Annotated in this window: 9 protein-coding genes; 4 read left to right on the top strand and 5 right to left on the bottom strand. The window is 74.3% G+C overall.

Features of this window, described 5'->3' with window-relative positions; translation table 11 throughout:
* The first annotated feature begins 88 nt into the window (after window positions 1–88).
* The 4 genes from DWV08_RS11520 (at window position 89) to DWV08_RS11505 (ending at window position 5814) form a co-directional block, all read left to right on the top strand.
* A complete protein-coding gene (locus DWV08_RS11520) occupies window positions 89–2794 on the top strand; it encodes an ExeM/NucH family extracellular endonuclease (protein ID WP_115413926.1) in 2706 nt (901 codons plus the stop codon).
* Window positions 2795–2873: 79 nt separating this feature from the next.
* Entirely contained in the window at window positions 2874–4307 is a 1434-nt protein-coding gene (locus DWV08_RS11515; protein WP_115413925.1) for an APC family permease, read from the top strand.
* Between the two features lie 336 nt (window positions 4308–4643).
* Window positions 4644–5147 (top strand): ArsR/SmtB family transcription factor, encoded by a 504-nt coding sequence (locus DWV08_RS11510; RefSeq protein ID WP_115413924.1) that lies wholly within the window; start codon window positions 4644–4646, stop codon window positions 5145–5147.
* Between the two features lies 1 nt (window position 5148).
* Entirely contained in the window at window positions 5149–5814 is a 666-nt protein-coding gene (locus DWV08_RS11505; RefSeq protein ID WP_115413923.1) for an SRPBCC domain-containing protein, read from the top strand.
* Window positions 5815–5853: 39 nt separating this feature from the next.
* On the opposite strand, the gene DWV08_RS11500 is transcribed toward DWV08_RS11505, so the two are convergent.
* From DWV08_RS11500 to DWV08_RS11480, 5 genes are all read right to left on the bottom strand, one after another.
* A complete protein-coding gene (locus DWV08_RS11500) occupies window positions 5854–6612 on the bottom strand; it encodes a class I SAM-dependent methyltransferase (protein WP_115413922.1) in 759 nt (252 codons plus the stop codon).
* 97 nt (window positions 6613–6709) lie between these two features.
* Window positions 6710–7402 (bottom strand): hypothetical protein, encoded by a 693-nt coding sequence (locus DWV08_RS11495; protein ID WP_115413921.1) that lies wholly within the window; start codon window positions 7400–7402, stop codon window positions 6710–6712.
* Window positions 7403–7530: 128 nt separating this feature from the next.
* Complete coding sequence (locus DWV08_RS11490; protein ID WP_115413920.1) at window positions 7531–9120, bottom strand: FAD-dependent oxidoreductase; 1590 nt, start codon at window positions 9118–9120, stop codon at window positions 7531–7533.
* Between the two features lie 461 nt (window positions 9121–9581).
* Window positions 9582–11045, bottom strand: coding sequence for an NAD-dependent succinate-semialdehyde dehydrogenase (locus tag DWV08_RS11485; RefSeq protein WP_115413919.1), 1464 nt, complete (start codon window positions 11043–11045; stop codon window positions 9582–9584).
* A 51-nt stretch (window positions 11046–11096) separates the two neighbouring features.
* On the bottom strand, window positions 11097–13037 hold the full coding sequence (locus DWV08_RS11480; RefSeq protein ID WP_115413918.1) for an FAD-binding monooxygenase: 1941 nt from the start codon (window positions 13035–13037) through the stop codon (window positions 11097–11099).
* Between the last annotated feature and the right edge of the window lie 161 nt (window positions 13038–13198).

Here is a 13198-nt window from a genome sequence, read left to right as displayed (position 1 = left end):
CCCGCCGGGTCCGGCCCCTCCCTCACGCCCGACCAGCCCCGTCGGCCGCCGCCCTCCCGACCCCGCCCCTGACCCCAGGAGACGACCCATGAGCACCCCCACCCACGGCGCCGCGCTGCGCGGCCGCCTCGCCCGCGTGGGCGGCGCCGCCGCCGCGCTCGCTCTCGGCCTGAGCCTCGCGCCCGCCCTGCTGCCCACCGCCCAGGCCGCCGCCGTGACCCCCGGCGAACTGCAGATCAACGAGGTCTACGGCGGCGGCGGCAACTCCGGCGCCAGCTACCAGAGCGACTTCGTGGAGCTGGTCAACACCTCCGACGCCGACCTCTCCATCGACGGCTGGAGCCTGCAGTACGCCTCCAAGACCGGCACCTTCAATAACACCGTGGACCTCACCGGCACCGTCCCCGCCGGCGGCACCTTCCTCATCCAGCTCGCCTCCGGCAACGGCAACGGCGAGCCCCTGCCCGCAGCGGACCTCACCGGCGGCATCAACGCCTCCGGCTCCGGCGGCGTGTTCGCCCTCTCCGACGCGCAGGGCAACCTCGCCTGCCACGGCACCACCTGCGCCGAGGACCCGGCCGTGGTGGACCTGGTGGGCTGGGGCGGGGCCGAGACCTTCTCCGGCGATGCGCCCGCACCTGCCACCACCAACGCCACCTCCGTCTCCCGCATCGCCGCGACCGGCGAGAACTCCACCGACTTCGAGGCCGGGCACCCCACCCCCACCCTCTCCGGCGCCGAGCCCGGCGACGGCGGGGACGACGGCGGCGACGGCGAGCCCCCGGCCGAGGCGACCGAGGTCTCCATCGCCCAGATCCAGGGCACCGGCGCCACCAGCCCCCTGGCGGGCCAGGACGTCATCACCGAGGGCGTTGTCACCGCGGTGTACGCCACCGGCGGCCTGAACGGCTACGTCATCCAGACCGCCGGCACCGGCGGTGCGCTGGACTTCTCCACCCACGAGGGCTCCACCGCCGTGTTCGTCTACTCCCCGGACACCGCCTCCGAGGTGGCCCTCGGCGACTCCGTGCGTGTGACCGGCGAGGTCTCCGAGTACTACGACTCCACCCAGATCAGCGTGCGCAGCGGCGGCCTCGAGCTGCTCGAGCAGCCGCTGGGCACCGTGGAGCCCGCGACCCTCGAGGGCGTCTTCCCCACCGAGGAGGCGCAGCGCGAGAGCCTCGAGCACATGCTGTACCTGCCGGGCGAGGGCGACTTCACCGTCACCGACGTGTACAACACCGCCCGCTACGGCGAGGTCACCCTCGCCATCGGCGACGAGCCGCTGCAGCAGGCCGGGGACATCATGCGCCCCGGCGAGGAGGCCAGCGCCTACTTCGACTCCCGTGACCAGTACAAGGTGCTGCTGGACGACGGTCGCACCACCAACTTCTCCAGCAGCCCCGAGGAGCCGATGAGCTGGCTCACCACCGAGGAGCCGGTGCGGGTGGGCGCGCAGACCACGTTCACCGAGCCGGTGGTGGTCGCCTACTCCTTCGACCAGTGGCGCCTGAACACCACCACCCCGTGGAGCTCCGCGAGCACCGACGGCGTGGACTTCGAGAACACCCGCCAGGACGCGCCCGACGAGGTGGGCGGGGACCTGACGCTCTCCACCTTCAACGTGCTGAACTACTTCACCACCCTCGGTGAGGACACCCCCGGCTGCGAGCCGTACACGAACATGCACGGCGAGCCCACGAACGTGAGGGGCGGCTGCGACCTGCGCGGCGCCTGGGGCGAGGACGACCTCGAGCGCCAGGAGTCCAAGATCGTCGACGCGATCTCCGGCACCGGCGCGGACGTGGTGGGCCTGACCGAGATCGAGAACTCGGCCCGCATCGACGGCGACCCCGACGAGGCCACCGCCACCCTGGTCGCCGCGCTGAACGAGAAGGACGGCGAGGGCACCTGGGCCTACGTCCCCACCGACCCGGCCTACCAGGCCCTCGGCCTCGAGGGCGGGCAGGACGCCATCACCAACGCGATCATCTACCAGCCCGCCGAGGTGGCGCCCGTGGGCGAGGCGCAGATCCTCGCCGGGGACGAGGCGTTCGAGAACGCCCGCGAACCGATCGGTCAGCAGTTCGTGCCGGTGGAGGGCAGCGGCGAGGAGCAGGTCGAGGGCGAGCCGTTCTTCTTCACCATCAACCACTTCAAGTCCAAGGGCTCCCAGGACGCCGAGGATTCCGGCCTCGAGGCCGATCCGGTGCAGGGCAACGCCCGCACCTCCCGCCTGCAGCAGGCCGAGGCGCTGCTGGCCTGGGGCGAGACCACCGCGGCGGAGCTGGGCGTGGAGGACGTGTTCCACGGCGGCGACTTCAACGCCTACACCCAGGAGGAGCCGCTGCAGCTCTTCTACGAGCAGGGCTTCGTGAACCTCGCCGAGACCCACGATCCGGAGGGCTGGTCCTACAGCTACGGCGGCATGGTCGGCTCCCTCGACCACGTGCTGGCGAGCCCCTCGGCCGCCGAGCGCGTCTCCGGTGCGACGGACTGGCAGATCAACGGCCCCGAGCCGGTGATGGCCCAGTACTCCCGCTACCAGAACAACGCCACCGACCTCTACGAGTCCGGTCCCTTCGCCTCCTCGGACCACGATCCGATCATCGTGGGCCTCGAGAGCGGCATCACCGGCGGCGGCGATGACGGCGGCGAGGGCGGCCACACCCCGGGCGACGGGCCGCGCGAGAACGACAACCGCGGTCCCGGCAAGAACAACGGCACCCCCGGCGGCAGCAACAGCGGCATCGGCCACGGCGCCGGCGGGAAGGGGCGCGGCCACAACGGCTGACGCCTCCCGACCCGCATGATGGGGGACGCCGACGGCACCGCCGTCGGCGTCCCTCGCCGCCGCCCAGAACGGAGCCTTCATGTCCGCCACTCCCGGCGCGCTCGCCCGACGCCTCGGCCTGCGCGACGCCGTCGTGATCGGCCTCGCCGCGATGATCGGCGCCGGCGCCTTCCTCTCCCTGGGCGCCGCGCACGACCTCGCCGGTGCCCTCGCCCCGCTGGCCGTGCTGATCGCGGCCGGGGTGGCGCTGTGCAACGCCACCGCCACCGCCCAGCTCGCCGCCCAGCACCCCTCCTCCGGTGGCACCTACCACTTCGGCCGCGAGCAGCTGGGGCCGTGGTGGGGATTCCTCGCCGGCTGGTGCTTCGTGATCGGCAAGATCGCCTCCTGCGCCGCGATGGCCCTGGTGATCGCCGCGTACTTGGTGCCCGAGCCGGCGCAGCGCCTGGTCGCCGCGCTCGTGGTGGTGGTGCTGACGGGCGTGAACCTGGTGGGCATCACCCGCACCGCGGCGCTCGCCCGAGTGCTGGTGACGATCGCCGTGACGGCCCTGGTGCTCACCGGCGGGCGTCTGCTGGTGGGGCTCGCCTCCGGGGCGCCGACGAACGGCGGCGCCGACGGGACAGGCGGGTCCGACGGGACCGGCGGGCCCGGTGCCGTCGACGGCTCCGGCGCGGCCGGGGCGGGGGAGGGGGCGCTCGCGATCCCCGGCCCGCTGGCCGGTGCGTCCGCAGGGCTGTGGGACGGCGGGCTGGCCGCCGTGCTCGGCGCCGGGACCGGGGGGATCGTGGGCATCGCCCTCGCCGTCGCCCAGGCGGCGGCGCTGATGTTCTTCGCCTTCGCCGGGTACGCCCGCGTGGCCACGCTGGGGGAGGAGGTGGTCGAGCCGCGGCGCACCATTCCCCGCGCGATCCTGCTGGCGCTGGCCGCCGTGGCCGGGCTCTACCTGGTGCTGTCCGTGGTGCTGGTGCTCGTGGGCCCGGCCCCGGGGGAGGACGGCTGGGGGCCCGCGCCCTTCCTCACCGCGCTGGAGAGCGTGGGCGCGGGCGGGCTCTGGCGCGCGGTGATCACCGTGGGCGCGGTCGCGGCCGCCGGCGGTGCGCTGCTGGCGCTGATCGCCGGGATCTCCCGCACCGTGCTGGCGATGGCCCGCGAGCGGGACCTGCCGCCCGTGCTCGCGCACGTGAGCCCCCGCTTCTCGGTGCCGCAGCGCGCCGAGGCCGCGGCGGGCGTCGCCGTGGTGCTGCTGGTGCTGCTGGCCTCGGACGCGCTGGTCGCCGTCGCCGCCTCCGCCTTCGGGGTGCTGCTCTACTACGCGATCGCGAACCTCGCCGCGTTCACGCAGGTGGGGCAGTGGCGGCTGTTCCCGAAGGCGATGCAGGTGCTGGGGGTGATCGGCTGCGTGCTGCTGGTCGCCGCCCTGCCCGGGCGCACCATCGTGGCCGGCCTGGTGCTGCTGGCCGTGGGCTTCGCCTACCGCGGCCTCGTGCTCGTCGCCCGTCGCACCGCCTGAGCCCCGCGCCCGCCGCGGGCCCGGGCGCCGGGCGTCGCGCGCCGTGCCCGAGCCCCGGACCTCGGCGGGGCAGTTTTGTCAGAGTCCGATCGATCCGAGGCCCGGCATCGATCGGACTCTGACAAAACTGCGCTCACGCCCGCGCTCACGCCCACGCCCGCGCCCGCGCCCGCGCCCGTGCCCGCCCACGCCCGCAAGCCCGCACGGCCCACGCCGCCCGCGCCCGCCCACGCCCGCATGGCCCACACCCGCGCTCACGCCCACGCCCGCCCCGTCGCCCGGATTCGCCATGCATAAGCCTTGACTTATATGACCGGGTGGCGGGAGGATGTGGGCATGCACGCGCTCGATGTCCTCGGCGATCCCGTGCGTCGGCGGATCCTCGAGCTCCTCGCCGACGACGGGGAGCTCGGCGCGGGCGAGATCGGCGAGAGCGTGCAGGCCGAGTTCGGCATCAGTCAGCCGGCGGTGTCCCAGCACCTGCGCGTGCTGCGCGAGAACGGCTTCGCCACGGTGCGCGCCGACGGTCGGCGCCGCCTGTACGCGGTCGATGCCCGCGGGCCCCGCTCCGCCCAGGAGTGGCTCACCCCCTTCGAGCGCTTCTGGCTGCCCCGGCTGGACGCGCTCGGCACGGAGCTCGCCCGCGGGAAGCGGCAGCGCCGCCTCACCGGCGCCGCGTCGGCCGCCCCACCCGCCACCCCGCCGTCCCCGGGCGCCCTGCCCGGGGCCGCAACACCCGCCACCCCGCCGTCTCCGGGCACCCCGCCCGGGGCCGCAACACCCACCACCCCACCGTCCCCGGGCACACCGTCCGGCGGCGCCACCTCGAAGGAGTCCTGACATGGTCGACGTCCCCGCTCAGCTGCAGTCCGTCACCCGCACCTACCGGCTCGACGAGCGCGACGGCGAGCTCGCGCACGTCCAGTCCCTCGAGCAGACCTACCCGGCCGCGCTCGCGGACGTGTGGGACGCGGTCACCACGGCCGAGCGCATCCAGCGCTGGTTCCTGCCGGTCAGCGGCGACCTCTCCCTCGGCGGCCGGTACCAGCTCGAGGGCAACGCCGGCGGCGAGGTGCTGGTGTGCGAGCCCCCGGCCGGCGGCGCCGCCGAGTTCACCGTGACCTGGGAGATGATGGGCGCGGTGTCGTGGCTGACCGTGCGCCTGCGGGCCGAGGGCGAGGAGTCCACCGGCCTCGAGCTCGAGCACACCTCCCGCACCGCGGACGTCCCCGCCGAGATGTGGGAGACCTTCGGCCCCGGCGCCACCGGCGTGGGCTGGGATGGCGGTCTGCTGGGCCTCTCGCTGCACCTCGGCGGCGTCGAGGGCTCCCTCACCCCGGGCGAGACGGAGGCCTGGGCGGGCACCGACGAGGGCCGCTCGTTCTACCGCGGTGCGGCCGACGGCTGGGCCGTGGCGCACGCCGCCTCTGGCGAGGATGCCGACGTGGCCCAGCAGCGCGCCGACGCCACCTATGGCTTCTACACGGGCACCGGCCAGGAGGGCTGAGCGCGGCCCCGACGTGTCCGGCCCGTGCCGCCTCGCGGGTCAGACGGCCCGGGCGAGCACCACGAGCTCCCGTCCGGGCCGGTCCGGGGCCTCGCGGATCTCCTCGATCGCGAACCCGGCGTCCGCGAGGGTGTCGCGCAGCTCGGTCTCGTCCCGCCACCGCAGGGTGGACGTGGAGGTCAGGACCGTGCCGTCCTCGAAACGGAACTCGTCGCTGAAGGTGACCAGCGGCAACGCCACCTCGAAGGCCCTCGGTCGCGAGAGGACGCGGCCGATGCCGGGCACGTCGTGCACGCTCTCGCCGGTCTCGGCCTGCCAGTCCTCCCAGGCCCGTCGCTGCGGCCTCCGGCTCTCGAAGACCAGCGCCCCGCCGTCGCGGAGTGCCGCGCGGATCGCCTGCAGGGTCTCGGCCCAGGCCTGATCGGTGAGGAACACCTGCGCGACGTTCCCGGTCATCACCGCGGCGTCGGCCCCGAGGCGCGGGAGGTCCTGCGCGGTGCCGTGGATCCAGCGCACCTCCCCGGCACAGGGCTTGCCCTGCGCCACCTCGAGCGATGCGAGCGCGGGGTCCACCCCCGTGACCCGCAGCCCGTCGGCGGCGAGGCGGGTGGCGAGGGAGCCGGTGCCGCAGCCCACGTCGATCACCGTCCGCGCGCCGAGCTCGGCGAGGATCTGCTGGTAGTGGTCGAGATCGTCCCGCTCGCCGTCGAACGTGTCGTAGCAGGCCGCCAGGCGCGGCTCGGCGAACAGCGCATCGGGGGCGGGGTCGTCCGGGCGGGAGTGCGGGGAGGCGGTCACGGCGTGAGCGTATGCCGACCGTGCGCACCGCGACGAGCGAATTCCGGAGCCCGTGCGGGCACCGCGTGAGTCTCGCGCGCGGCGGCGCCCGACGGGCTCAGGTGAAGGAGGTCCACGTGGTGTCCGCGTCGATCAGCCAGTGGTTGCGCAGGGTCAGCGCTCGCTCGGTTGCGGCGAGCGCACCGGCGACCAGCAGCGAGATGTTCACCCAGTACGGCGGCCGGACGGGGGAGGTGAAGGTCCCCAGCCGCTCGGCGACCGGCCCGATGCTGGTGACGAGCTCGATCACCTGCGGCACCGTCAGCACGAGGCACGCCAGCAGCACCGCCACCGCGACCGCGCCGATCGCGGCCCCGGCGCGGGGATGGCGACGGCCGAAGCGAGCACGGCGCCCCTCGAGCGAGCGCGGATGCGCGCGCAGCGCCTCCGCCCTGCCCGACGCGGGCACGTGGTGCATGCGCGTGAGGCCGTACATGTTCCGGGCCACCTCGATCTCCCCGTCGGGCACCGCGAAGGCGACCGGCGGGGTGGCGATCTGCACCTGATGCCCGTCGCGATAGAGCGCCACCGGCGCATGCCGGGAACCCTCGGCGAGCTTCCCGCCCTCGAGCTCGGCGGCGAGATGGTGGACGTCCACCGCGTAGCGCGCGCTGCGGCCGCTCGCCTCGTCGGGGTCGAGGAAGAACTGGGTGCGGGTGAGGAGCTGCCACCAGTGCAGCGCGGTCAGCGCGCTGCCGTCGCCGGGCTTGGCACGGCGGAGCCGGCGCGAGCGCTGCAGTCGCCTGATCATGCATCCTCCGGGATCGTCGACGGGCCGCGGGGGCGCGGCACGCCTCCATCCCACCGGATGACCGGCCGTGCTGACCAGTGCGAGATGTCATCCTCCTCCGGAGGGAGGAGGGCGCTGCGGGCGTTCGCTCACCCGCGCCGCAGCGCCGCCGGCAGCTCCTCGAGCAGGCGCAGCCACAGCTCGGACGCGGCGGGGAAGCTGGGCACGGCGTGGCGCAGCACGTGCACCGGCACCTGCCCCACGATCGCGATGGTCGCGGCATGGAGCAGCTCGGAGGCGTCGGGACCCACGAACGTGGCACCCACCAGTGTTCCCGCCGCCTGATCCACCACCAGCTGGGCGGTGCCGGCCACGTCGTCCCGCAGCAGCGCGGTGCCGGCCGCGCCGCCGTAGGGGACCTGCGCGGTGACCACGTCGAGCCCGGCCTCGCGGGCCTCCGCCTCGGTGCGGCCGACGGACGCGACCTGCGGATCGGTGAACACCACCTGCGGCACCGGCACGGACCCGGGCACCGGCTCGCGCTGCTCGCCGGTGGCGCCGGCGCGGATCGCCTGTCCGATCACGCGGGCGCGGTACTTGCCCCAGTGCGTCAGCGGCGCCTCCCCGCTGGCATCGCCCACCGCGTGCAGCCAGCGGGGGAGCGGGGCGCCGGTCGCCGGGTCATCGGCCGCTCGATCACCCGTCGCTCGGTCGCCAGCCGCCCGGTCGTCGGTCGGGCGCGTGCCGGCGTGCCGGTCCGCCGATCCCTCGGAGCCTGCCGCACGACCGGCGGCGGTGATGTCCTCGGCGCTGAGCCCGACGGTCTCGAGCCCCACGTCCTGCAGCGCGGGCCGGCGGCCGGTCGCGGCGAGGATCTCGTCGGCGCTGATCGCGCGGCGCCCGTCCGCGTCCTCGACCTGCAGCCTCACCCGGCCGCCGTGGATCCTGCCCAGGCCGGTGGCGCGGGCGTCCTCGCGCTCGCCGGAGAGCACGGAGGTGCCCAGCGCGACGGTGACGCCCGCGGCGCGCAGCGCCTCCCGCACGTGCTCGCCGGCGAACGGCTCCATGCCCGCCAGCAGCGCGTCGCCGCGCACCAGCATCGTGACCGTCGCGCCGAGGGCGGCCATCCAGGTCGCGGCCTCCACGGCGACCACGCCGCCGCCGACGATCACCAGCTCGTCCGGCACGTCCCGCACCCCGGTCACGTCCCGCGAGGTCCACGGCTCGAGCTCCTGCAGCGGCGGCGGGATCACGGCCTGGGAACCGGTCGCGATCACCACGGCGCGGCGCGCGTGGACGCGGAGCGGGGCGAGCGCCGTGCGGGTCGCGGCAGTGGGGCCGACAGGCTCGACCAGCACCTCTCGCTCGCCGACGAGCCGGCCGACCCCGCGCACCACCTGCAGACCGGCGCCCTCGGCCCACTGGACCTGCCCGGAGTCGTCGTAGTGGGAGACCCAGTCGTCGCGCCGGGCGAGCAGGGCCTCGCGCTCCAGGCCCGGGGTGGTGAGGCCGGGCAGATGCGCGGCGGCGTCCGCCACCGCGAGCGGTCGCAGCAGCGCCTTCGACGGGATGCAGGCGTAGTAGGAGCACTCCCCGCCCAGCAGCTCGGCCTCGACGATCACGGCGGTGAGGTCGGTGCCCTCGGTGGCGTACTGGGCGACGTTCTCGCCGACGGGGCCGCCGCCCAGCACGACGACGTCGGCGGTGATCTCGGACGGGAGGGCGGGCGTCTGTGTCATGGCCCCGACGCTACGCCGCCGCGGCGCAGGCGTCACCCGTGCAGGCAGTGCCGGTCGTGGCGTCGGTGCCGTGGCCGGCAGCGACAGCGGCTGCTGCGGCGATCGCGGCAGCGGATGCTGCGACGGCGACGGCGACGGCGACGGCGACGGCGAGGCGGTGGCGGCAGCGGCTGCTGCGGCAGCGGGGTGGGTGTGCGCGTCCTTGCACGGATGGCATGGTTTCGTCCACCACTGGCCCGGGCGACGCCGATGGACGTTTTCATGCCATGCGTGCAAGGGCGGCGAACGCTTCTGCTCGCCGCGTCGGCCCGACTCGCCGCGTCGGCTGGAAGCGTCGCGCCGACGGGACCCGCCGCGTCAGCCGGACCCGCTGCGCGCGCGGGCCCCGCCGCGCAGTACACGACGGCGGCTCGCCTGCCCGACCGTCCCCCCCCCGGCCGGGGCGGCGACGGCCGCATCGCTCAGAACGGGTTGGGGGTGAGCGTGTACTTGGTCTGCAGGTACTCGTGGATGCCCTCAGCGCCGCCCTCGCGGCCCAGGCCGGACATCTTCCAGCCGCCGAAGGGTGCCGCGGCGTTGGAGACCACGCCCATGTTCAGGCCCATCATCCCCGTCTCCAGCAGCTCGATCATGCGCTGGCCCCGTGCCAGGTCCTGGGTGTACACGTAGGAGACCAGGCCGTACTCGGTGCTGTTGGCCAGGCGCACCGCCTCCTCCTCGGTGTCGAAGGGGACGATCGCCAGAACGGGCCCGAAGATCTCCTCGCGCAGCAGGGCGCTGCCCTCGCGCACGTCGGTCAGCACGGTCGCCTCGAAGAAGGTGCCCTTCCCCTCCACCGCGGAGCCGCCCACGGCCAGGGAGGCGCCGTGGTCGAGAGCGTCCGCCACCAGCGATCCGGCCTTCTCGACGGCGTCCTCGTCGATCAGCGGGCCGATGCTCACCCCGTCCTCGGTGCCGCGGCCCATGCCGAGCGCCTGCACCTTCTCGGTGACGCGGCGCGCGAACTCCTCGGCCACCGAGCGGTGCACCAGGAAGCGGTTCGCGGCAGTGCAGGCCTGGCCGATGTTGCGGAACTTCGCGAGCATCGCACCGTCCACGGCGGCCTCGAGATCGGCGTCCTCGAACACCACGAACGGGGCGTTGCCGCCCAGCTCCATCGAGGTGCGCAGCACTCCCGGCGCGGCCTGGGCCAGCAGCTTCTGCCCCACGCCGGTGGAACCTGTGAAGGAGAGCTTGCGCAGCCGCGGATCGGCGAGGATCGGCTCGGAGACGGCCCGGGAGGAGCGGGAGGTGACCACGTTGACCACGCCCGCGGGCAGGCCGGCCTCCTCCAGCAGCTTCACGAAGTGCAGGGTGGTCAGCGGCGTGAGCTGCGCCGGCTTGATCACCACGGTGCAGCCGGCCGCGAGCGCGGGGGCGATCTTGCGGGTCGCCATCGCCAACGGGAAGTTCCACGGCGTGACGAGGAAGCACGGACCCACCGGGTGCTGGGAGACGATCGTGCGGCCGGTGCCCTCGGGATTGGCGCCGTAGCGGCCCTGCACCCGCACCGCCTCCTCGCTGAACCAGCGCAGGAACTCGCCGCCGTAGGTGACCTCCCCGCGGGACTCCGCCAGCGGCTTGCCCATCTCCAGCGTCATCAGCAGCGCGAACTCCTCGGCCCGCTCGGTGAGCAGGTCGAAGGCCCGTCGCAGCAGCTCGCCCCGCTCGCGCGCCGGGGTGCGGGACCAGGCGGGGAACGCCTCCGCGGTGGCGTCCATCGCGGCCTGCGCATCGGCGCCGGAGGCGGAGGCGATGGTGCGCAGCACCTCGCCGGTGGCGGGATCGCGCACCTCGAGGGTCTCGCCGCCCTCGGCCGCGCGCCAGGTCCCGCCGATGAACAGCTCGGTCGGGACGCGGTCCAGCAGTGTGGTCTCGTCGATCATGGGGAGGGTCTCCTCGCGAAGTGGGGGTGGTCGGGGTGGTGCCGGCGGCGCTCAGCCGGCGTCGGCGGCGGGGTGGTCGGCCGGCAGCAGGTGCCCTCGGAAGAACTCTGCCAGTCCCTCGGTGTCCGTCAAGGAGAAGACCCCGGCCACGTACTGGTCCGGCCGCACCAGCACCACGGCGCCGTCCCGGGAGATGCCGCGGGTGTCGAAGATGTCCACGGTGTCGAACAGCTCCGGGTCGCGGCGGTCGGTGGCGAACACCCGCTCGTAGTCGGCCAGCGCGAACGGCCCGCTGCGGGAGCGGAAGATCTCCGGGGCGTCGGTGATGGCGAACTCGTGGTGTCCCTGCTGGTAGATCGCCTTGATGTCGAAGAGGGTGTCGAGGTCGGCCCCGGCCGGCGTGTGCACGCGCACGGGGGAGTCGGGCGCCTCGAGCAGCCAGCCGGCCCAGCGGCGCAGCGCGGAGTCGGCGGCCGACGGCGCGGCGGCGTCGGCGAAGGCGTAGAGCCGCCAGCGCCCGTCGGCCCGGGCGTGGTGGCCCAGGTGGAGCGGGTTGGCGTCGCTCACGCGGACCACGCGGTCGGACTTGAACCGCTTGCCGATCGGGAAGCCGGTGGCGAGCTCCTGCCCGGTGGCCTCGCGGGTGATCATCGAGTCGGTGTACTCGGTCATGAACCCGGCGGGGAACTCGCTGGTGCGCACGTAGAACTCGGCCACCTCGTCCGGCGAGCCGAGCTCCTCGGGCCGCTTCGCCATCAGGGAGGACCACTCGCGGTCGAAGTCGATGAGGTTCTGCGCCACCACCTGCCGTTCGGCGGAGTAGGTGTCCAGCAGCGCGGCGGGGCTGCGGCCGGAGAGCACCTGCCCCAGCTTCCAGGCGAGGTTGAAGCCGTCCTGCATCGAGACGTTCATGCCCTGCCCCGCCTTGGCGGAGTGGGTGTGGCAGGCGTCCCCGGCGATGAACACGCGCGGCACCCGGGTGCCGCGCTCGCCCTCCGGCACGTCGTCGAAGCGGTCCGTGACCCGGTGGCCCACCTCGTAGATGCTGTGCCAGGCCACGTCACGCACCTCCAGCGTGTACGGGTGGAGGATCTGGTTGGCCTGCGCGATCACGATCTCCAGCGGGGTGTCGCGCACGGCGCCGCCGTCGTCCGCGGCGACGGTGCCGAGATCCACGTACATCCGCACCAGGTAGCCGCCCTCCCGCGGGATCAGCAGGATGCTGCCGCCGTCGTGGGACTGGATCGCGCACTTGGTGCGGATGTCGGGGAAGTCGGTGTCGTAGAGGACGTCCATCACGCCCCAGGCGTGCAGGGCCTTGTCCCCGGCCATGGTGCAGCCGATCGCGCGGCGCACGCGCGAGTGGGCGCCGTCGCAGCCGTAGACGTGCTTCGCCCGCACCGTCCGCTCCGCACCCTCCTCGGGCCCGGCGGTGCGGCGCAGCGTGACCGCCACCGGGAACGGCTCGTCCTCGGTGACCGTGAGCTCGCCGGTGAACTCCCAGCCGTAGTCCGGGGTGATCCGCGCCGGGCCGCGGGCGGCGGCCTCGAGGTAGTAGTCCAGCACCCGGGCCTGGTTGACGATCAGGTGCGGGAACTCGCTCACGCCGCGAGGGTCGTCGTCGGTGCGGGAGGTGCGCGCGATGTGCTGCGGGTTCTCCGGATCCGGGCCCCAGAAGTTCATCTCGGTGATCCGGTACGCCTCGGCGATGATCCGCTCGGCGAAGCCGAAGGCCTGGAAGGTCTCCACCGAGCGGGCCTGGATCCCGTCGGCCTGGCCCAGCTCCAGCCGCCCCGGGCGGCGCTCGACCAGGCGCGTGCTCACCTCGGGGTACTGGGACAGCTGCGCGGCGGCGATGGCGCCGGCGGGACCGGAGCCGATGATCAGCACGTCCATGGTGTCCGGGAGGTCGTCGGGCCGGTCGATGCCGGTGCCGGCGGCCGCGGCGACGCGCGGCTCCGTGGAGAGATAGCCGTGGTGGTGGAACTGCATCGTTCTGCCCTTCTGGCGAGGAGCGGGGGTCTGGTGTGCGGCAGGGCGACGGGGACGGGACGGGTCGCAGAGGCGCTGCCGACTCTGGCAGCCCGGCGGGATCTGCGATGACCCGGTGGCTCTTGCCGCACTGTGATGCATCGTATACGCTTTCAGATATT

The organism is Brachybacterium saurashtrense, from assembly GCF_003355475.1.
Classification (GTDB): domain Bacteria; phylum Actinomycetota; class Actinomycetes; order Actinomycetales; family Dermabacteraceae; genus Brachybacterium; species Brachybacterium saurashtrense.
This window is presented reverse-complemented; position numbering and strand designations above follow the sequence as displayed.